The organism is Rhodococcus sp. 06-221-2 (genome assembly GCF_002258365.1).
Taxonomy (GTDB): Bacteria; Actinomycetota; Actinomycetes; order Mycobacteriales; family Mycobacteriaceae; genus Rhodococcoides; species Rhodococcoides fascians.
Window position 1 is genome coordinate 1 of sequence record NZ_NOYJ01000016.1, and the last position, 21,036, is coordinate 21,036.

The window sequence follows — 21,036 nt, forward strand, 5'->3', positions numbered from 1 at the left end:
CGTTGCTGGCCAAGCGTGGATTCGACCCCGTCCTGGGTGCGCGGGCGGGGCAGGTGGGCATACGACAACGGGCGACCCTCCGAAGAGGATCGCCCGTTGTGTTGGAACTGGTGAAACTTACTCGCTGTCGCTGTCTCCGGCGGCCTTGGCCAGATCGACCGGAACCTCGTCGGGGACGATGATGGCTTTCTTCTCGCCGCGGAACGTGAACTTCGCGTCCTCGCCAGCGCCTTCGCCGTCCCAGTTCTCGACGTCGACCAGGATGATCTGGCCGGCTTCGATTTCGCCGAAGAGGATCTTCTCCGACAACGCGTCCTCGATCTCGCGCTGGATGGTGCGACGCAGTGGCCGCGCACCCAGGACGGGGTCGAATCCACGCTTGGCCAGCAACGACTTGGCCTTCTCGGTGACCTCGATCGCCATGTCCTTGTTCTTGAGCGCACCTTCGACTCGGTTGAGCATGAGATCGACCATCTGGATGATCTCGTCTCGCGTGAGCTGGTGGAACACGACGATGTCGTCGATGCGGTTCAGGAACTCGGGGCGGAAGTGCTTCTTCAGCTCGTCGTTGACCTTGAGCTTCATCCGCTCGTAGTTCGAGCCGGTGCCTTCACCCGAGGAGAAGCCGAGTCCGACTGCCTTCGAGATGTCCGAGGTACCGAGGTTCGAGGTGAAGATCAGCACGGTGTTCTTGAAGTCGACCGTGCGTCCCTGTCCATCGGTCAGGCGACCGTCTTCGAGGACCTGCAACAGAGTGTTGTAGATCTCCGAGTGGGCCTTCTCGATCTCGTCGAACAGCACGACGGAGAACGGCTTGCGGCGGACCTTCTCGGTGAGCTGGCCACCCTCTTCGTAGCCGACGTACCCGGGAGGAGCACCGAACAGACGAGACGCGGTGAAGCGGTCGTGGAACTCGCCCATGTCGATCTGGATGAGCGCGTCGTCCTCGCCGAAGAGGAAGTTGGCGAGTGCCTTCGACAGCTCGGTCTTACCGACACCGGACGGGCCGGCGAAGATGAACGAGCCCGACGGGCGCTTCGGGTCCTTCAGACCTGCACGGGTACGACGGATCGCCTTCGAGACGGCCTTGACTGCCTCGACCTGGCCGATGATCCGCTTGTGCAGCTCGTCTTCCATGCGGAGCAGACGCGTGGTCTCTTCCTCGGTGAGCTTGAAGACGGGGATGCCGGTCCAGTTTCCGAGGACCTCGGCGATCTGCTCGTCGTCGACCTCGGCGATGACGTCGAGATCACCGGAACGCCACTGCTTCTCCCGCTCGGCACGCTGACCGACGAGGGTCTTCTCCTTGTCGCGCAGGTTCGCAGCCTTCTCGAAGTCCTGTGCGTCGATGGCCGATTCCTTCTCCCGGCGTGCGTCGGCGATCTTGTCGTCGAACTCACGCAGGTCTGGCGGCGCGGTCATCCGGCGGATGCGCATCCGCGCGCCCGCCTCGTCGATGAGGTCGATTGCCTTGTCGGGCAAGAACCGATCGTTGATGTACCGGTCGGCCAGAGTGGCGGCAGCAACGAGTGCACCGTCGGTGATCGAGACGCGGTGGTGTGCCTCGTAGCGATCGCGCAGACCCTTGAGGATCTCGATGGTGTGCTCGACGGTCGGCTCGCCGACCTGGACGGGCTGGAAACGACGCTCGAGCGCGGCGTCCTTCTCGATGTACTTGCGGTACTCGTCGAGCGTGGTGGCACCGATGGTCTGCAGTTCGCCACGAGCCAGCTTCGGCTTGAGGATCGACGCTGCGTCGATGGCACCTTCGGCGGCACCTGCGCCGACGAGCGTGTGCAGCTCGTCGATGAACAGGATGATGTCGCCGCGGGTGTTGATCTCCTTGAGCACCTTCTTCAGGCGCTCCTCGAAGTCACCGCGGTAACGGCTGCCGGCCACGAGCGAGCCGAGGTCGAGGGTGTAGAGCTGCTTGTCCTTGAGCGTCTCGGGAACCTCGCCGTTGACGATGGCCTGAGCCAGGCCTTCGACGACTGCGGTCTTACCGACACCGGGCTCGCCGATGAGAACCGGGTTGTTCTTGGTACGACGCGACAGCACCTGCATGACGCGCTCGATTTCCTTCGCGCGACCGATGACCGGGTCGAGCTTGCCTTCGAGCGCGGCCTGGGTGAGGTTGCGTCCGAACTGGTCGAGAACCAGTGACGTCGACGGGGTGCCCGCCTCGCCGCGGCCGCTGCCGCTCTCGGACGGCTCCTTGCCCTGGTAGCCCGACAGCAGCTGGATGACCTGCTGGCGCACGCGGTTGAGGTCGGCTCCCAGCTTGACCAGAACCTGAGCTGCGACGCCTTCGCCTTCGCGGATCAGGCCCAGCAGGATGTGCTCGGTGCCGATGTAGTTGTGGCCGAGCTGCAGTGCTTCACGCAGGCTGAGCTCGAGTACTTTCTTGGCGCGCGGAGTGAACGGAATGTGACCGGACGGAGCCTGCTGGCCCTGGCCGATGATTTCCTCTACCTGGCTGCGAACTCCTTCGAGGGAGATGCCCAGCGACTCGAGAGACTTTGCTGCAACACCTTCACCCTCGTGGATGAGGCCCAGCAGAATGTGCTCCGTGCCGATGTAGTTGTGGTTGAGCATCCGGGCTTCTTCTTGAGCCAGGACGACAACACGCCGCGCGCGATCGGTGAACCTCTCGAACATCGCTCTCCCTCACTTCTCGGTGGGTGGTAGCTCGCCCACCAGTTCTTCCAGCGCCGCAGTGTCCTGAACACTCGGTCGCTTGTGCATTCGAAGGTAAGACTGTGTCTCACTGTAGTTGGCCGACGTGACGAACGCCGACCCTCCACCCCTGAAATACTGCGTATCCGGCAACGAGACGGACCGCCTCGTGTGCTTACTGTTCATAACGCAGGCACTTTGCAAAACGTTTCCCGATCGCTGTCCGCTGCTGGCGAACAGCTTTCTGGCCTCCGATCAGGCCTGCGACGGCTTGACGATCGGAAACAGGATCGTTTCTCGGATACCCAGCCCGGTCAACGCCATCAGCAGACGGTCGATTCCCATACCGGTTCCGGTGGTCGGCGGCATGCCCTGTTCCATGGCCGCGAGGAAGTCCTCGTCGAGCACCATCGCCTCGTCGTCGCCTGCGGCAGCCTGACGCGCCTGGTCCTCGAAGCGCTCGCGCTGGATGATCGGGTCGATCAGCTCCGAGTAGCCGGTTGCCAGCTCGAATCCGCGGACGTAGAGATCCCACTTCTCGGTGACGCCCGGTTTGCTGCGGTGCTGACGCGTCAACGGCGACGTCTCGACGGGGAAATCACGAACGAACGTCGGTTCGGTCAACGCGTCACCCACCTGGTGTTCCCACAGTTCCTCGACGAGCTTGCCGTGGCCATAGATCGAGACGCCGTCCTTGCGCGGCACGTCCAGCCCGACCTTGTCGGCGATCGCGAGCAGTTCGTCGACGGTGGTGTCGGGGGTGACGTCGAATCCGAGCGACTCCGACAGCGACGGGTACATCTCGAGCGTCGTCCATTCGCCGCCGAGATCGTAGGAGGTGCCGTCGGGCAGGGTGACCACGGTGGATCCGAGTGCGGCCACCGCCACTTCCTGGACGAGTTCCCGCGTCATCTTCGCCGAGTCGTCGTACGTGCCGTAGGCCTCGTAGGTCTCGAGCATCGCGAACTCCGGCGAGTGCGAGGAGTCGGCACCTTCGTTGCGGAAGTTGCGGTTGATCTCGAAGACCTTCTCGATGCCGCCGACGACGCAGCGCTTGAGGAACAGCTCCGGCGCGATGCGCAGGTACAGGTCCGTGTCCATCGCATTGGAATGGGTGACGAACGGCCGGGCCGCGGCGCCGCCGTGCAGCGTCTGCAGCATCGGCGTCTCGACCTCGAGGAAGCCGCGACGCTCGAGTGCGTTACGCAGTTCACGAACGACGGCGATGCGCTTGCGGGCGGTCTCTCGGGCCTCCGGACGCGTGATCAGATCCAGGTAGCGCTGCCGAATACGCGTCTCTTCGCTGAGTTCCTTGTGCGCGACGGGCAAGGGCCGCAACGACTTCGACGCGATCTGCCAGGCGTCGGCCATCACCGAGAGCTCACCTCGACGGGAGCTGATGACCTCGCCGTGTACGAACACGAAGTCGCCCAGGTCGACGTCGGCCTTCCACGCTGCGAGGGCGTCCTCGCCGACACCTGCCAGGCTGATCATGGCTTGGAGCTGGGTGCCGTCGCCCTCCTGCAGGGTGGCGAAGCACAGCTTGCCGGTGTTACGGACGAAGATCACGCGGCCGACGACGCCGACGATCAGGCCGGTCGTCGTGTCGGCGTCGAGCTCGGGAAACTGGGTGCGGATCTCGAGCAGCGAATGGGTCCGCGGAACCGACACCGGATACGCCTCGACCCCGCGCTCGAGCAACGCAGCGCGCTTGGCGCGACGAATCCGTAGCTGCTCCGGGGTGTCGTCGGCCGGCTGGGTAGAAGCTGTATCACTCACGCGCACACACTTTACAGTCCAGGACTGTCAGGACGATCAGTGCGCTGCGACGGCCTCAGCCTCGCGAACGCAGTGCTTGGCCTGCGTCAACACCCCGAGCAGCCCGGCCGACTTCAGTGCCTGATAGCCGCCGACCAGATCGGTGGCCTTGTGCAGACCCAGCAGCTTGAGCGACGCGGCCGCGAGCGAGGAGGTGTAGCCCTCGGAGCAGATGACGATCCACTCGACGTCGTGGTCGGTGGCAATCGCCAGACGCGCGTCACTGGTGGGATCGAGACGCCATTCGAGGACGTTGCGTTCGATGGCCAACGCACCGGGCAGGGTGCCCTCGACAGCGCGCTGTGCCTGCGGGCGAATGTCGACGACGACCGCGCCGCGGTCGACAGCATCACGGAGCTCGAAGACGGTCATGCGATCGATGGTCTCGCGAGCGGATTCGAGCATTTCGACGATGGTCATCTCGTGGCCTTCTCGGGTTCGGCGGTGAGCTCACTGCGGGTACGGCGCAGCGTGGCACGCTCGGTCACTTCGTAGTACGACATCGCCGTCAGCGGCGGTGAGTAGGCGTGCACGCTGAGGGTGGGCCCGGTCGTGGCCGACGCCGGATCGTGCATCACGTCGTGCACCCAACCCAGCGGAAAGGCTGCCTGATCTCCGGCGTCGAGGTGACGCTCTTTCAGTTCAGTTCCCGCCCAACGGTATTCGAGCAAGGAACCGCTCAGGACGGTCAATGCACCGAGCGATCCGGCGTGATCGTGCAGTTCGGTGGATCGCTCGGGAACCCAGCTGATCAACCAGACGTCGAGATCGTCGTCGGAGTGCAGGCGAGTGGCCCAACGCTCGTCGGTAGGCCACTGTCCACCGCCGGGAAGCAGGTGGTCGAAGCGACCCTCGAGGACGTCCGATGCGCCCTGATCGGTGATCCGAAGCAGGTCGGGAGGACGCAGCCGAGTCGGCAATGTCGAGACCGACCGCGAGGTCGAACGGGGTCGGGTGGGTGCAGAAAATACAGGTGTGGAAAGCATGAAGCTCTACTCCAGGGGTGTGTAACGAACGAGGCAGCGGTCAGCCTCGACAACACTCCTGGGTGGCCATGCACGTCATCACGCCGAGAATTCTGACACACGAACGCCCGACGCGCTACCCCGCTTCGCCGAAACACTCAGCGCGGGCGCCGCTGAAACACTCAGCGTGGCCGCCGCTTTGCCATGTTGCGTTCGTAGACCAGTCGCAGACCCTCCAGCGTCAGGTCGGGTTCGTGATGCTCGATGGTCGTCGACTCGGGCAGGATCAGCGCAGCGATGTCTCCGGTACCGATGACCGCGACGTCGGCGCCTTTGACCTCCGGCACCTCACGTCTGATGCGTCCGACGAGCCCGTCCACCAGGCCGGCGAAACCGAAGATGGTGCCCGCCTGGATGCACTCGACGGTGTTCTTTCCCAGGACCGATCGCGGCCGCACCATCTCGACCTCACGCAGCGTCGCGGTGCGAGTCGACATGGCCGAGGCCGAAATTTCGAGACCGGGCGCGATCGCTCCGCCGAGGAACTCGCCCTTGGCCGAGACGACGTCGACACACGTGGTGGTGCCGAAATCCACCACGATGCACGCCGAGTCGTACAGATCATGTGCGGCAAGGGTATTGACGATGCGATCGGCCCCGACCTCTTTGGGATTGTCGACCAGCAGCGGAACCCCGGTCCGCACACCGGGTTCGACCACCACGTGCACCACGTGATCCCAGTAGCGCACGAGCATCGTCCGCATCTCGCGCAGCACGGACGGCACCGTGGACAGAGCCGTCACCCCGGTGATCTGCTCGGCCTGTTCGCCCAACAACCCCCGCAACATGAACGCCAGCTCGTCGGCCGTCACATGGGGATCGGTGCGAATACGCCAATCGCGCAGCAGTTTCGAGTGATCCCCGGTGCCGGTGAAGAGCCCGACCACCGTGCTGGTGTTGCGTACATCGATTGCGAGAAGCATCGAGTCAGACCAGCACGGAGTCGGCCCGCAGATCGCGCGGCGTGATCAGACCCGAACCGGCGGGCGCATGAGCCGGGTCGCTGCCGAGCTCGACCGGCCGGTTCTTGTCGTCGACGAACACCACCCGGGGTGCGTAGTCGGCAACCTCCTGCTCGTTCATGACCCCGTAGGCGATCAGGATGACCAGGTCACCCGGGTTCACCAGATGCGCTGCGGCCCCATTGATTCCGATCACACCACTGCCCCGCTCACCGGTGATCACGTAGGTCTCCAGCCGCGCACCGTTGTCGATGTCGACGATGGTGACCTGCTCGCCTTCGAGCAGATCGGCTGCTTCCATCAGTTCCTGATCGACGGTCACCGAGCCCACGTAGTGCAGGTCCGCGTGCGTGACGGTGGCGCGATGGATCTTGGACTTCATCATGGTACGAAACATCGTGTCACTCTCCACTTTTCGGATCGTCCGGGTACTCCAAGAAACCGGTGCCGACGGCGACACCGACGTTGTCGATCAATCTCGTGGTACCCACCTTGGCCGCCACGAGCAGTCTGCCGTCCCCGCGTTCGGGAGCCGGGCCGAGATGCGGGTCGCGCACTTCGAGGTAGTCGACCTGGACCAACGGCACCTGGTCGAGTACGGCACGCGCGGTGGCGATGATCGCCTCCGGACCACCGGCAGCGGCGTGCGCCCCGGCCGCGAGTGCAGCGGACAACGCCATTGCAGCATCACGCTGTTCTGCATCGAGATACCTGTTGCGCGAGGACAGCGCCAGACCGTCCTGCTCGCGAACCGTCGGGACTCCGATGACCGCGACGTCGAAGTTCAGGTCCCGCACCATCTGCCGGATCAACGTCAGCTGCTGGTAGTCCTTCTCCCCGAAGTACGCCCGATGCGGAGCGGCTATCTGCAGCAGCTTGGCCACGACGGTGAGCATTCCCGCGAAATGCGTTGGCCTGCTGGCACCTTCGAGTTCACTACCGAGCGGACCGGGATGGACCGTGGTGCGCGGCCCGGACGGGTACATGTCCGACGCGGACGGTGCGAATACCAATTCCACGCCCTCACCGCGGAGCAGTTCGACATCGGCGTCGAGGGTCCGCGGATAGGCGTCGAGGTCCTCCCCCACGCCGAACTGCAGAGGATTGACGAAGATCGACACGATCACGACCGCGCCGGTGAGCTTCGCCTGGCGCACCAACTGCAGGTGGCCGGCATGCAATGCGCCCATGGTCGGCACCAGAGCGACCTGCTTGCCGACGCCACGTAGGGCCTTGGACACCGACGTGATCACCGCGGGATCGTGATGAACCGTCAACTGCCCCTTCGTGTAGCTACCCGCGAGGGTCATCGCTTCCCTTCCAGAATCTCGATCAGATCGGCTGCGGCACCGATACGTTGGGCGGACCGCAGCGACAGCGCACGATAACCGGCGGCGATCCGTGGATCGACGGCCTCGAGCACTTCGAGGTGTTTGCCGACAGCCGCGGTATCGCCTCGGGCCACCGGGCCGGTCAGTGCGGATTGTCCGTTGCGCAGCGCATTGTCCAGTGCAGCTTCGAGCAGCGGAGCCAGAACGCGCTCGGGCACACCACGTTCGGCATCGGATCCAGGAAAACCCGGACCGGCCAACGCAACTCGCAGTGCCTCGACCGCGTCGACGACCAACGTCACGAGGTGATTGCTGCCGTGAGCCAACGCCGCGTGGTAGAGCGCCCGGTTGTTCTCGGGCACGTGCACCGGCTCGCCACCGATCTCGAGGACGAGGGCTTGGGCTACCGCGTAACCGATCTCGTCGCCCGCAGTGATGCCGAAGCACGCGGCCGTCATCCGGTCGGTGTCCTCGGGTCCGCCGCTGAATGTCATGGCCGGATGTATCGCCAACGGAACCGCGCCAAGGGCAGCCAACGGCTCCAGTACCGCGACGCCGTTCGCGCCGGAGGTGTGCGCCACCAACTTGCCCGGCGCGACCGCCCCGGTCGCGGCGAGACCGGCGACGATCGAGGCCAGTTCGTAATCCGGTACCGCCAGAATCAGCAGTTCGGCGCGACGGGCAACCTCGTCGACAGGCAGAATCTGCGACTCGGGCAATCGATCACGTACTCGCGCGATGGATGCGTCCGATACCGCGGCGGCACCGACGACAACGTGTCCGACGCGTTCGAGCGCCTCACCGAATGCCGTACCGACCCGACCGGCGGAGACGACACCCACGGTCAAGCGAGCCGGAGACAGACCACCAGTGAACCCTGATGAGGTCACCGAAATTTTCCTCTCGTTCGTTCCAGTCCCGCTCGGCGGGTACCAGACGTCCTGCAGGGAACAATAGCGACAGCGGCACCGAACGTGCCATGGGAAACCGGTGTGATCTGGTTCTCAGTCTGCGCGACGGCGACGGCGACGCGTGCCTGCGTCGGTGGTCGTCGTGTCGGCCGAATCGCCGCCTGCCAGCCCGGCCATGATCTCGGCCACGGAACGGCCGTTGGAGTGCGCGCCGGACGCCTCCTCGGGGGATTCGGCGCGCCTGCGTCCGCGTCGCGGTGCATCCGCCGTCTCCTCGGCAGGCGTGTCGTCGACGCGGTCGGCTGCGAAGAACGCATCGGCCGAATCGCGCAGCGAGCGGCGGGACTCCGGGTACGTGGCCTCTTCTTCGGCCGATTCGGGCTCGGGGGCCTGCTGAGCCTGTGCCTCCTCCACAGGTTCGGCGTCCTCGACCGCTGCTGATTCGGCCGGTTCGGATTCGGCCGCGGGTCGACGCGTCTGCTCGAAGTTGTATGCGGTGAACGGCGAGGTGGGCGGGCTCACCCGACCGGCCGGCCTCGGTGCCCCGTAGGGGCGGGACTGCGCGGCCGGCGGCTCGGTGCGGTCGTTCTGCCCGGCGTCGGTGACGTCGTCGGAACCCTCGGGCACAGAACCTTGCTCGGCGGACGCGTCCTGTGCGTACCCGGAATCGGTGTCCGGTGCCGCCGTCGCGCGGGGCATTTCGTCGGGATCCTCGGGATAGACCACCGACGTCTCGGCGGTGACCGGCTCGTCGTAGGGCGTACCCACGCCGTTGAAGCCGGGTCCGTTGCCGTTGCCGCCACCTCGTACGTACAACCCGGACGGTGCGGGCTGATAGCTGTCGTAGCCACGGCCACCGAGTTCCTGCATCCGCATCGCCTCGGCGCGCAGTGCGACCCGTTCGGTCGGTAGATTGCCCTCGAAGAGCACCTGCAGGTTCTGGCGCAGCGCGGCCAGTTCGTTACGCAGCGCAGCGACCTCGTCCGATTCCAACCGCGTCTCGTTGCGCACCCGGGCTTCGACGCTCATCTCGTACTCGCGTCGGGCCGAGATCTCGCGGGCGAGCTGCAGTTCGTAGACGGTCTGTAAGTCCTTGGCCTTGGTCTGATCCGCGGCCGCTTCCCTGCGGTACTTCGTCATCGCGAACGCACCGATCACCGCGGCCCACAGCGCCGAGAGCACCCCGACGCGCATCCACTGAACGCTTTCGCTGAACAACAACAGCACACTGGCGACGATGCCGAACACGACGAGCGCCGCGAGGAACAGCTGGCTCGCACTACGCCGCTTTCGGCGTCCCTTCTTGGCGCGAGTCTGATCTGTCATGTTCTCAAGGGTAACCGGCCTGTCGGTCGCATCTGGTCATCCCCGACCGATCACGTACACAACAAAGGTAACGATCGAGGGACGGATACGTTATCGGGAGCGCTCGTCGTCCCGATCTTCCGGGGTGCGGCAGCACTGCTCCAGCCACACCGCGGCGGCGACGACAGCAAGGCCCGCGACGAGGGCCACGATCGCTCCGGCTCGGTCCGCCGACGCCGCTCGCACCGTTGCCGCTCGTGGCAATACGTACACCAGGAAGCCGACGCACACCCCCACCAGAGCGGTTCCCACCAGCAACGACGCCTTCGCCAACACCAGCGCCCGGAAGACCGTCAACGGATGCAGGTCGTGCAGACCGGTACCCACTCGATGCTCGGCGATGCGATTGCGGACGATCACCGCGGTCACCACTTCCACTACCGCGACCAGATACAGCGACGCTCCGGCGTACACCGGGATCGGCGGAAACGAACCGTAGAAAACCCGCACCAGCAGCCACGTGCCCACTGCGGCGATCAGAAACAAACCCAAGACATCCCAGATCTTCGTGGGATTGGTCACCACAGTCGATCACCGTCGCCGTCGAGACGGACGACTCCCGCTCGCTCGTCCGTACTCAGACGCTCGAGCAGCTCGGATATCGGCACGTCCGCCCCGTCGACCCGAAGCGTGGCGTCGGGCTCGACGTCCAGCCACGGCAGCAGCACGAACGCGCGCTCGTGTGCACGGGGATGGGGAAGAATCAGGCGCGGGTCGTCACTGATGACGTCGTCGCACACGATCACGTCGACGTCGAGGCTGCGGGGTCCCCAACGCTGCACTCGAACGCGGTCCGCTGCCTCCTCGAGTTGCTGCGCCAGACGCAACCAGTCCCACGGGCCGTAGGCATCGTCCTCGGCCACCACGATCGCGTTGAGGAAGTCCTGTTGCTCGACGCCACCCCACGGAGCAGATCGATGCACGGCCGAGCACGCCACCACGCGCGAACCCAATTCCGTTGTGACAGAACGCAAGTGGCTCATCGAGTCGCCGATGTTGCTGCCGATCGACAGCACTGCACGGCTCACTTTCGCTCCCGATAGGCCACCACGGCAACGTCGCCGAACGTCAGGGGAATGGGAGCCGACGGCTTGTGCAGCACCACCTCCACCGCGTCGACTCGGGAGTCGTAACCGAGCACCACCTCGGCGATCTCGGCGGAGACCGTCTCGATCAGATCCCGGGACGGGCCCGCTACGACCGCCGCGGCATGTTCGGCCAGCTCGCCGTAGTGCAACGTCCGAGTCAGATCGTCGGTCTCGGCCGCGGGCGAGAGATCCATCCAGACGGTGATGTCGACGACGAAGTCCTGGCCGTCTCGCTTCTCGAAGTCGAAGACCCCGTGATTGCCGCGGACGGTCAGCCCGCGCAATTCGATGCGGTCACCGCGACGAGTCCCTGCAGCGGCACTGTTGATCTCGCTCATGCGCGACCACCCTGCCATGCCCGCACGACGGCCACCGCGTCGAGTGACGACCGGACGTCGTGCACCCGCACTCCCCACGCGCCGCCGGCGACGGCGAGGGCCGAGACGACGGCCGTCGCGATCTCCCGGCCGTCCGGTGGACGCGGTGACCCGTCGGGTTCGGCGAGGAGCGAGCCCAGAAAACGTTTCCGGGACGCACCCACCAGAACCGGGAAACCGGATTCCACCAGGGTGGGCAGTCCGCGCAGCAGCTGCCAGTTGTGCTCTGCGTTCTTGGCGAATCCGAGGCCCGGGTCCAGCACGATCCGCGACGCGTCGACCCCGGCGCTCACTGCGTGGTCGACCTGCTCGAGCAGTTCGCGGCGGACGTCGGCGACCACGTCGTCGTAGTGATCGGCCGGACCGGTGTGCCGGAACGTCGAGTCGGCGGCCCGCCAATGCATCAGGATCCACGGCAGCCCGCCTTGCGCGACCACGCCGGCCATCGCGGGGTCGGCTCGACCGCCCGAGACGTCGTTGACGATCGACACCCCGGCCTCGATCGCCGCAGCGGCGACGTGTGCGCGCATCGTGTCGACGCTGGTGCTCACGCCTCCGGCGGCCAACGCCGAGATGACCGGTACGACGCGCTGTGCCTCGACCGACGGGTCGACGCGGTCCGCCCCGGGGCGCGTGGACTCCCCGCCGACGTCGACGATGTCGACTCCCAGCCGATGCATCGCCAGGCCGTGTTCGACAGCCGCGTCGACGTCGAGGTAGCGACCGCCGTCGGAGAACGAATCGGCCGTCACGTTGAGAACGCCCATGACGATGGGCGCAGCGGGAACGGAGCGCGCGAGAATCATCGTGATCGGACCGGAACCGTCATTTCCGGAGGATCAGGTCCAAGGCTTCCGAACGCGATGCCGCGCTGGACTGCAGCAGACCCCGGACCGCCGAGGTGGTGGTGCTGGCACCGGGCTTGCGGATACCGCGCATCGCCATGCAGAGATGCTCGGCCTCGATCACGACGATCGCACCGCGCGGGTCGAGCTTGCGCATCAACGCGTCGGCGATTTGGCTGGTCAACCGCTCCTGCACCTGGGGACGCTTGGCGTACATGTCCACCACGCGGGCCAGCTTCGACAGACCGGTCACCTTGCCGCTCTTGCCGGGGATGTATCCCACGTGGGCGACGCCGTGGAACGAGACCAGGTGGTGCTCGCACGTGGAGTACATGGGGATGTCGCGAACCAGAACCAGTTCTTGATGGCCTTCGTCGAAGGTCGTGTTCAGCGCGGTGTCCGGATCGGTGTAGAGGCCGGCGAAGATCTCTCGGTAGGACCGGGCGACACGAGCCGGGGTATCGAGCAGGCCCTGGCGGTCGGGATCCTCACCGACGGCAATGAGCAACTCGCGTACCGCAGCCTCCGCGCGGGGCTGGTCGAACACCGCGCCCGTGGCAAAGGCCACCGTCTCCGCGATTCCCTGCTGCGGGGCGGCGGATTGCACGGCTGCTGGGACTTCTGCCGAGTCGCCTGTCGACTCGTCGGTCCTGTTGACTGACACGAGAACGTACCTCCGGTTGGGCTCCGCGAATGTGGCAGCTGGGCGGGCGTGCTGCTCGGTGTGAACGGCTCGCCGACGAACAACAGCACGGGTTCGAAACGACGCACTGGGTCGACCGTCACGGTCGACCCAGTCAGCCTAATGATCGGACTAGCGGTGTGAGCCGCCCGGTCCTTCCCACCGTTGGGTGCGTGGGCCGGCGTCGCCGTCGTCGTTTCCGTGACGGTCGCCGTGCTCACCCTGCTGCGACTCCTCCGACGAACCATGAGCGGGTCGATCGTCTCCGGGCAGCGGGTAGTTGTGCGAGCTTTCCGGAACCTCCCATGTGGGAGTCGACTCCGGCGCGCCCTCGGAATTCTCGCCGTAGGGAGGCTCGTGCCGGGACGTGCGACCGTGCTCCCCGGCGTCCGGCCGGAACGGATCCGGCTGGTACTGCGGCGGCTGATACGACTGCTGCGGTTGCTGCGGGTCGTACGACTGCTGCGGCTGGGGCGGCTGGTAGGACTGCGGCTGCTGATACGTCGGATGCTGACGGTAGCCCTGATCCGAGTCCTGCTCACGCGGAGGCTGGTACTGAGCCGGCGGCGTGGACGGGCCTTGGTAGCGCGGCACCTGTGGCTGATCGCGCGGCGGCCAGCCGGGTGCCGACCAGCCGGCGGGAGCGCCGTAATCGGGGCCCGAACCATTGGGACCCGATCGGGGCTCGGGCCGGCGATAGCCCTCGGAGTATCCGCCGCCTGTGGTCGGCCCGCCGTAGCTTCCGTTGGCAGGACCGCCGTTGGTAGCGCCGTTGTAGCCGCCACCGTTGGTAGCCCCGTTGTAGCCGCCGCCGTTGTTGCTACCGCCGTTGTAGTCGCCGGGGGCTGGCGCGCTACGTCGACCGGAACCCGTGTTCGGTCCGAGCTCGCCGGTGCCCGGTGCGCCGTTGTAACCGTTGCTGCCGTTCTGCTGCCCACCCTTGGTCAGCTGCGGCGACCCGGCGTAGCTGGGCTGCGGAAACTGTTGCGGTGGAAGCTGTTTCGGTGCCGGTGGCACCGGAGGCCACGGCTCGCCGCGCTCGGCTGCGAGCTCGCGAGGAGTCTTGACCGGCGGCTTGTCCGACGGCTTACGGTCACCGAAGTCGTTGAACAGCGTGATGCGCGGGCGCTTGGTGACGCTGTGGAAGATCTTCTCGAGGTCCTTGCGGGTCAGCGTCTCACGTTCGAGCAGCTCGGAGGCAAGGGTGTCGAGCAGGTCGCGGTACTCGTTGAGGATGGCCCACGCCTCGGTGTGCGCGGCTTCGATGAGCTTGCGCACCTCCTCGTCGATTTCGCGGGCGACCTCGTGCGAGAAGTCGGACTGCTGTCCCATCGAACGACCGAGGAACGGGTCGCCCTGTTCCTGTCCGTAGCGAACGGCACCGAGCTTGCTGCTCATGCCGTACTCGGTGACCATAGCGCGGGCGATCTTGGTGGCCTGGTCGATGTCCGAGGACGCTCCGGTGGTCGGCTCGTGGAACACGAGCTCTTCCGCGGCACGTCCACCCATGGCCATCACCAGGCGCGCGATCATCTCCGACCGCGTCATCAGGCCCTTGTCGTCCTCCGGGACCGTCATCGCGTGACCGCCGGTGCGACCGCGCGCGAGGATGGTCACCTTGTACACGGGCTCGATGTCGGGCATCGCCCATGCCGCGAGAGTGTGGCCACCCTCGTGGTACGCGGTGATCTTGCGCTCGTGCTCGCTGATGATGCGGCTCTTGCGGCGCGGACCACCGACGACGCGGTCGACGGATTCTTCGAGCGACGCCTCGGTGATGACGGTGCCGTTCTCACGAGCGGTGAGCAGTGCCGCTTCGTTGATGACGTTGGCCAGGTCTGCACCCGACATTCCGACGGTTCGCTTGGCCAGACCTTCGAGGTCGGCATCCTGCGCGACGGGCTTGCCGGCCGAGTGCACCTTCAGGATCGCTCGACGGCCGGCCAGGTCGGGGGCGCCGACCGGGATCTGACGGTCGAAGCGGCCCGGACGCAGCAGGGCCGGGTCGAGGATGTCGGGACGGTTGGTGGCGGCGATGAGGATGACGCCGGTGCGCTCACCGAAGCCGTCCATTTCGACGAGCAGCTGGTTGAGCGTCTGCTCGCGCTCGTCGTGTCCGCCGCCCATGCCTGCGCCGCGCTGGCGGCCGACGGCGTCGATCTCGTCGACGAAAATGATGCAGGGGCTGTTCTGCTTCGCCTGTTCGAACAGGTCGCGCACGCGGGATGCACCGACGCCGACGAACATCTCGACGAAGTCGGAGCCGGAGATGGTGAAGAACGGGACGCCCGCCTCGCCTGCGACGGCGCGCGCCAGCAGCGTCTTGCCGGTTCCGGGAGGGCCGTACAGCAGGACGCCGCGCGGAATCTTGGCACCGAGGGCCTGGTAGCGCGCCGGGTTCTGCAGGAAGTCCTTGATCTCGTAGAGCTCTTCGACGGCCTCGTCCGCGCCCGCGACATCGGCGAACGTGGTCTTCGGCATATCTTTCGTCAGCTGCTTGGCCTTGGATTTGCCGAAGCCCATGACACCGCCGCGGCCGCCGCCCTGCATACGGCTCATCACGAAGATGATCACGCCGAGGATCAACACCATCGGGAGGATGAGCAGCAGGAACGAGCTGAACCAGCTCTCCTGGGTGACGGTGGTGTTGTAGCTGTTCAAGCCCTGCGAGTCGACCTTGTCGAAGATCTGCTCGGACGCCGAGTCCGGATACTTCGCGATGATCTGCTTCTCGTTCTCCGTGGCGTCGGAGGCCTCTTTGAGGGTCAGCCGAATCTGCTGCTCACGGTCGTCGATCTGCGCGGACTCGACATTGCGGTCGTCGAGCTGGGCGATCGCCACCGAGGTGTCGACCGACGTCCAGTTCCGCGTGTCGTTACCGAAGTAGCTGAAGGCATAGATCACCAACAGAATGCCGAAAACGATGGCGAGATTTCGTATTACTGTCTTCCGATTCATACAGCTTCAGCCGACTCGGCCGTGTCCTTTCAGTCCGCTCCCGCGCGCTGGCTGCTCCCTGCCCGCCGGATACTCCAGGCTACCGCGAGACTCGGACATCGGACTCGCTCTTACCTGGCGCTCTGCGTCCACGCGCCTGTCGGCGTCGACGCTTCTTCCCCTCCAACGACTGCACTCCCCCGGCAGTTCCCCGTGTATCGCCGCACACTATCCGGATCGATGGACCATTGCATACGTCTCGGCGCGGCAACGGTCCATTGACGGACGGTCCAGCGCAGCGACACGGGCGGAACCGAAAGAACTCGGATCAGCTGTACACCTTCGGGTCCAGCAGACCGATGTACGGCAGATCGCGGTATCGCTCGTTGTAATCGAGGCCGTAGCCGACGACGAACTCGTTGGGGATGTCGAAGCCCACGTTCGCGACCTCGACGTCGACCTTGATCGCGTCGGGCTTACGCAGCAACGTCACCACCGACAGCGAGGCGGGCGACCGGGTCGCCAGGTTGCGCTTGAGCCAGCTCAGCGTCAGACCGGAGTCGATGATGTCTTCGACGATCAGCACGTGGCGTCCGGTGATGTCGCGGTCGAGGTCCTTGAGAATCCGGACGACGCCGGAGGACGACGTCGACGAGCCGTAGGAGCTCACCGCCATGAACTCGAGCTGCGCCGGGATGGGCAGGGCCCGCGCGAAGTCGGTCATGAACATGATCGCGCCCTTGAGAACGCCGACCAGCAGCAAGTCGCCTTCGGGAGCACCCTCGGGATACCGCTTGGCAATTTCCTCTGCGAGTTCCGCGGTCCGTGTTTTGATCTGTTCCTCGGAAATGAGAACCGATTCGATGTCGCCCTCGTACACGGGGTTTCCCTTCATTCGTTCTCCAGGCCGACGCTCAGCCTGCCATGCCGACGCGAGCACACCAACCTCGCCTCCGGCGTTCCCCCAGGCAGCGCAACTCCGCCCTGCCCGGTCCAGCGCACGACGAGCGCATCGACAGCCCGGATCTGACGGTCCGACAACGACGTCACACCCCGGCCGAGGAGCCAGCGGCGCACCACTCGGCGGCGGATCGCAGGGTCGGACGATTCGATCGCCGAGACGTCCAACTCGCGCGTGTTCGTATCGACGACGGCCGCGGCGATGGCGTCGAGCACCCGGCCGTCGTCCTGCAGCTGCTCGGCCGTGCGGGCCAGAGCCGGAGCGACGCCCCCACCGAGCACGTCCTCGAGCAACGGCAACACCTCGTGGCGTAGTCGCACCCGGGTGAAGTCGGGATCGAAGTTGTGCGGATCCTCGAACGGTTCGAGTCCCAGCTCCGCGCACGCGGCCCGCGTCACAGCGCGTCGCACCCCGAGGAGCGGCCGACCCCACGGGTCGTCGAACGCTGCCATTCCGGCGATGGACCGCGGCCCCGAGCCGCGACCGAGGCCCAGCAGCACCGTCTCCGCCTGGTCGTCGAGAGTGTGCGCCACCAGTACCGAGGCTTCGCCGCGCGCGCCGTCCAATGCGTCGTACCGGGCTCGGCGAGCGGCAGCTTCCATCCCGCCCGAACCGGCCACGGTCACCGTCAGCACTCGGGCGTCGTCGACGCCCAGCAACCGGGCACGCTCGGCGGCGACGGCAGCCACCTCGGCCGATCCCGCCTGAAGCCCATGATCGACGATCAGCGCCGTCACGTTCGAAGCCTCGGCTGCCGTCGCCGCAGTGAGCGCCAGTGAATCCGCACCACCGGACAACGCCACCGCTACCGGGCCGGGATGCGCCGCCAACCAACCCCGCACCGCTCGCCGAACCTCCAGCAACGCCGGAGACTCGGGCAGCATGGGTCGTTCCGCAGGCTCAGCCAATGACTCGCGCGACCCACGCATCCGGGTCCTCGATCTCCGACAGCAACGGCAGAGTGTCCGGCCCGGTCCACACCGTGTTGAAGCGTTCCATTCCCACCGAGCCGACGACGTGATCGACGAATGCCTTGCCGCGTACGTATTGCGCCATCTTCGCGTCCATCCCGAGCAGCGTGCGCACGACGCGTTGCACGGGGTTGACCTTGCGTTGGCGTCGCCGATCGAACGCGCGGCGGATCTGCACCACCGACGGCACGACGGCCGGTCCGACGGCGTCCATGACGTGGTCGGCGTGACCTTCGAGCAGTGTTCCGAGAACGAGAAGCCGGTCGATCGCCTGCCGCTGCGGCTCGGGCTGGGTCGCGCGGAGCAGACCGATGATGCCGGCGTCCTCGGCGGAGCCGCCGGGGTTCTTCCTGGCCTTCAGAGCGCCGCTCAGCCGAGTGAGGACATCGGACATCGGCTCGTCGGTGCCGTCGGAGAGCAATCCGACGTTGTCCCGCATGTACTGCCCGAGCCACGGCGCGGAGGAGAACTGCACTCGGTGGGTCACTTCGTGCAGGCATACCCAGAGTCGAAAATCGCTGGGTGAGACGCGAAGTGCACGTTCGACGGCGATTACGTTGGGTGCGACCAGCAGCAGGGTGCCGCTCTCACCGGTGAACGGATCGTACTGTCCCAGAATGGCACTGGACAGGAACGCGAGCATGGCACCGGCCTGCAACCCGGCGGGCTTACCACCGAGCAGACCGGTCGGGGGTGCCTCGTTCTCGTCCCCGGTGAGGTGCTTCATCGACGCAGCCGCCGCTGCGATCCATCCTGCTCGATCGACCACCTGGGCGTCGGGCACCGGCAGACCGTCGGCCAGGCCTGTCGTCTCCCGCACCGGGCCTTCGGCCCGAATCGATGCTGCGGCAAGCTCTTCCACGGCCGCGTCGGCGGTGTATCGAGAGGTGGCCGGCCCCGGGCGGGCCAATCTCGCTCCGGCCTTCGCGGCCACCGCCCAGTCGACTGCGCCGGCGAACCCGGACGTGGCGTCGTTGTCGTCGGCGGTTGCTGTTTCGGTGCTCATCGGCAACCACACATTCTCAGGGTCGATGCGACGGCATCGAGGGCGGGTCGACTGACATCGGGTGGCCGGTCGTTGGACATCAGGGCGAACGTCAGGATCCGACCGTCTACGTCGACGACGTATCCCGCCAGAGCGCTTGCAGCGGAGAGGGTTCCGGTCTTCGCGCGAACCCAGCCGGCACCGGTGCGATCACCCGAGGCGTACCGATCGGACAGCGTTCCGGTGGCACCGGCGACCGGTAGGTAGTCGAGCATCGGCCGCAGTGCCGGTTGACCGCTCCCGGCTGCCGACGTCAGCACCTGATCGAGCAGGCGCGCGGGAATCCTGCCGTCGACCGACAGTCCGCTCGCGTCCTGCAACGCCAGACCCGCCATGTCGAAGCCGGCCGAGAACAGGGTCTGGCCGATGGACGCCACCGCCCCGGAAAAGCTTGCCGCCGTGTTCATCTCGAGCGAGAGTTCTCGGCCCACCGCTTCGGCCAGCACGTTGTCGGACCGATAGATCATCTGCTGCAGCCGATCTCGCAACGGGGCCGACTGCACCGATGCGATCTGATCGGCACCCTCCGCCGCCTTGCCCGTCGTCACCGCAGCGGGGTCGACGCCGAGTCCCGCGGCGAGGGCGCGGCCGGCATCGAGGGCAGGCGTGGTGCTGCGCGGCGATTCGTCGACGAGGGGGTTCGAGCGGCCGCCGTCGAGCATGATCGGTTCGATCGGGGTGATCGATCCGGCGGCGATGTCGGCCGGGAACCAGCCCTGGGCCATCGTGTCGCCGGAGTAGATGGACGTGTCGACGCTGATGCTGCGCACTGCGGTTCCGCTGCGACGGATCTGCTCCACCAGGTCGTCGATACGCGCCGCTCCCGGATAGAACCCGGTCGTACCCACCGGCAGGGCGGTGAGCGTGGGGTCGCCGCCGGCGATCAGCACGATGTTGCCCTCGCCGCTGCCCTGGACCACCCGGGTCGCGACGCGATGATCGGACGGAAGCGCGAGCATCGCGGCCGCTGCGGTGAGCACCTTGGTCGTCGATGCGGGAGTCATGGGCGTGTCGGGATTCTGCGACCACAGGATCTGGCCGGTCTGCGCGTCGGCCACGGTTCCGGTGAAGGTGCCGAGCGCGGCGTCGTCCACCACGGGTGCCAACGCGCCCGCGAGACCGGCTGCGCTCGGCACCGGGGCGGAGTCGGGGAACGCGGTGATCGACGGGTTCGGCAGCACCGTCTCGGGTGGGGGTGCGATCGCGGCGTCGGCACTCTCGGAGACCCTGGGCAGCACCAGAGCGGCGGTCGTGACGGCGAGGACCACGACGAACACCGCGCACAGCGTGAGGATCAACCGCTTCTTCCTGCGTCTGCGCCCCGCCATGGGACCGAGGAATCGCCGTGTCAGCCCCGCCACCGTTCCTCCGTCATTGCCGTGGTCGTACCCATGATCATCGAGTCAACAGTATCCTCGGGTCCGGTAGCCTTGCGCCGCCACCATAGAGACATTCGCAAACCACTCGAGCCCGCTCGGGCTCGAACCAAGACAGTGAGGACTGCACGTGTCGTTCGACGTCACCATCGAGATCCCCAAGGGGCAGCGCAACAAGTACGAGGTCGACCACGTCACCGGACGTGTTCGCCTCGACCGCTACCTCTACACCGCGATGGCGTATCCGGCCGACTACGGCTTCATCGAGAACACCCTGGGCGAGGACGGCGACCCGCTCGACGCGCTGGTGCTGCTGCCCGAGTCGGTGTACCCCGGTGTCATCGTCGAGGCCCGCCCGGTGGCCATGTTCAAGATGGTCGACGAAGCAGGCGGCGACGACAAGGTGCTGTGTGTGCCGGCCGGGGACACCCGCTGGGATCACATCCAGGATCTGAGCGACGTCTCGACCTTCGAGCTCGACGCGATCAAGCATTTCTTCGTCCATTACAAGGATCTCGAACCCAACAAGCACGTCACCGGTGCAGACTGGGTGGGTCGCGCAGAAGCCGAGGCCGAAATCGCTGCGTCCTTCAAGCGTTTGACGGACAATCCGGGTCACTGATCCTTTCGGCATCACAACACCTCGTTTCGGCCGTGAGCCGACGA

20 protein-coding genes are annotated in these 21,036 nt (G+C 66.2%); 1 reads left to right on the forward strand and 19 read right to left on the reverse strand.

Annotation, left to right across the window (positions count from 1 at the left end; translation table 11 throughout):
• Positions 1 to 117 precede the first annotated feature (117 nt).
• The 19 genes from CH281_RS07495 to dacB form a co-directional block, all read right to left on the reverse strand.
• Positions 118 to 2,658 carry an ATP-dependent Clp protease ATP-binding subunit gene (locus CH281_RS07495; RefSeq protein ID WP_032391346.1) on the reverse strand — a complete coding sequence of 847 codons (2,541 nt, stop codon included), beginning with the start codon at positions 2,656 to 2,658 and terminating at the stop codon, positions 118 to 120.
• A 273-nt stretch (positions 2,659 to 2,931) separates the two neighbouring features.
• On the reverse strand, positions 2,932 to 4,455 hold the full coding sequence (lysS, locus tag CH281_RS07505) for a lysine--tRNA ligase (RefSeq protein WP_032391345.1): 1,524 nt from the start codon (positions 4,453 to 4,455) through the stop codon (positions 2,932 to 2,934).
• A gap of 36 nt (positions 4,456 to 4,491) precedes the next feature.
• Entirely contained in the window at positions 4,492 to 4,914 is a 423-nt protein-coding gene (locus CH281_RS07510; RefSeq protein ID WP_032364474.1) for a rhodanese-like domain-containing protein, read from the reverse strand.
• Complete coding sequence (locus CH281_RS07515; protein ID WP_080735589.1) at positions 4,911 to 5,480, reverse strand: cysteine dioxygenase; 570 nt, start codon at positions 5,478 to 5,480, stop codon at positions 4,911 to 4,913. Before CH281_RS07515 ends, CH281_RS07510 begins: the two co-directional genes overlap by 4 nt.
• A gap of 161 nt (positions 5,481 to 5,641) precedes the next feature.
• Entirely contained in the window at positions 5,642 to 6,442 is an 801-nt protein-coding gene (locus CH281_RS07520) for a type III pantothenate kinase (protein ID WP_027494363.1), read from the reverse strand.
• Between the two features lie 4 nt (positions 6,443 to 6,446).
• Complete coding sequence (panD, locus tag CH281_RS07525) at positions 6,447 to 6,878, reverse strand: aspartate 1-decarboxylase (protein ID WP_027494364.1); 432 nt, start codon at positions 6,876 to 6,878, stop codon at positions 6,447 to 6,449.
• A gap of 4 nt (positions 6,879 to 6,882) precedes the next feature.
• Positions 6,883 to 7,791 carry a pantoate--beta-alanine ligase gene (gene panC / locus CH281_RS07530; RefSeq protein WP_094693636.1) on the reverse strand — a complete coding sequence of 303 codons (909 nt, stop codon included), beginning with the start codon at positions 7,789 to 7,791 and terminating at the stop codon, positions 6,883 to 6,885.
• Positions 7,788 to 8,702, reverse strand: a complete 915-nt coding sequence (locus tag CH281_RS07535; protein ID WP_032391344.1) for a Rossmann-like and DUF2520 domain-containing protein — start codon at positions 8,700 to 8,702, stop codon at positions 7,788 to 7,790. Before CH281_RS07535 ends, panC begins: the two co-directional genes overlap by 4 nt.
• A gap of 114 nt (positions 8,703 to 8,816) precedes the next feature.
• On the reverse strand, positions 8,817 to 10,049 hold the full coding sequence (locus CH281_RS07540; RefSeq protein WP_080735588.1) for a DUF6779 domain-containing protein: 1,233 nt from the start codon (positions 10,047 to 10,049) through the stop codon (positions 8,817 to 8,819).
• A 90-nt stretch (positions 10,050 to 10,139) separates the two neighbouring features.
• Complete coding sequence (locus tag CH281_RS07545) at positions 10,140 to 10,610, reverse strand: DUF3180 domain-containing protein (protein ID WP_032369421.1); 471 nt, start codon at positions 10,608 to 10,610, stop codon at positions 10,140 to 10,142.
• Entirely contained in the window at positions 10,607 to 11,116 is a 510-nt protein-coding gene (folK, locus tag CH281_RS07550; RefSeq protein WP_032364478.1) for a 2-amino-4-hydroxy-6-hydroxymethyldihydropteridine diphosphokinase, read from the reverse strand. The genes CH281_RS07545 and folK overlap by 4 nt, the downstream gene beginning before the upstream one ends.
• Positions 11,113 to 11,514 carry a dihydroneopterin aldolase gene (folB, locus tag CH281_RS07555; protein WP_045841635.1) on the reverse strand — a complete coding sequence of 134 codons (402 nt, stop codon included), beginning with the start codon at positions 11,512 to 11,514 and terminating at the stop codon, positions 11,113 to 11,115. Before folB ends, folK begins: the two co-directional genes overlap by 4 nt.
• A complete protein-coding gene (folP, locus tag CH281_RS07560) occupies positions 11,511 to 12,359 on the reverse strand; it encodes a dihydropteroate synthase (protein ID WP_230598181.1) in 849 nt (282 codons plus the stop codon). Before folP ends, folB begins: the two co-directional genes overlap by 4 nt.
• 19 nt (positions 12,360 to 12,378) lie before the next feature.
• A complete protein-coding gene (gene folE / locus CH281_RS07565; protein WP_080735587.1) occupies positions 12,379 to 13,005 on the reverse strand; it encodes a GTP cyclohydrolase I FolE in 627 nt (208 codons plus the stop codon).
• Positions 13,006 to 13,212: 207 nt separating this feature from the next.
• Positions 13,213 to 16,038 (reverse strand): ATP-dependent zinc metalloprotease FtsH, encoded by a 2,826-nt coding sequence (gene ftsH / locus CH281_RS07570; RefSeq protein ID WP_052053285.1) that lies wholly within the window; start codon positions 16,036 to 16,038, stop codon positions 13,213 to 13,215.
• 307 nt (positions 16,039 to 16,345) lie between these two features.
• Positions 16,346 to 16,897, reverse strand: a complete 552-nt coding sequence (hpt, locus tag CH281_RS07575) for a hypoxanthine phosphoribosyltransferase (protein WP_027494374.1) — start codon at positions 16,895 to 16,897, stop codon at positions 16,346 to 16,348.
• 11 nt (positions 16,898 to 16,908) lie between these two features.
• Complete coding sequence (gene tilS / locus CH281_RS07580; protein ID WP_179274137.1) at positions 16,909 to 17,862, reverse strand: tRNA lysidine(34) synthetase TilS; 954 nt, start codon at positions 17,860 to 17,862, stop codon at positions 16,909 to 16,911.
• A gap of 16 nt (positions 17,863 to 17,878) precedes the next feature.
• The gene (locus tag CH281_RS07585) at positions 17,879 to 18,955 is read right to left on the reverse strand and encodes a zinc-dependent metalloprotease (RefSeq protein ID WP_052053289.1); all 1,077 of its coding nucleotides are present in this window, start codon (positions 18,953 to 18,955) and stop codon (positions 17,879 to 17,881) included.
• Positions 18,952 to 20,322 (reverse strand): D-alanyl-D-alanine carboxypeptidase/D-alanyl-D-alanine endopeptidase, encoded by a 1,371-nt coding sequence (dacB, locus tag CH281_RS07590; RefSeq protein WP_052053284.1) that lies wholly within the window; start codon positions 20,320 to 20,322, stop codon positions 18,952 to 18,954. Before dacB ends, CH281_RS07585 begins: the two co-directional genes overlap by 4 nt.
• Positions 20,323 to 20,500: 178 nt before the next feature.
• Here dacB and CH281_RS07595 point away from each other — a divergent pair, with 178 nt between their 5' ends.
• Complete coding sequence (locus CH281_RS07595; protein ID WP_027494378.1) at positions 20,501 to 20,992, forward strand: inorganic diphosphatase; 492 nt, start codon at positions 20,501 to 20,503, stop codon at positions 20,990 to 20,992.
• The last annotated feature ends 44 nt before the right edge of the window (positions 20,993 to 21,036 follow it).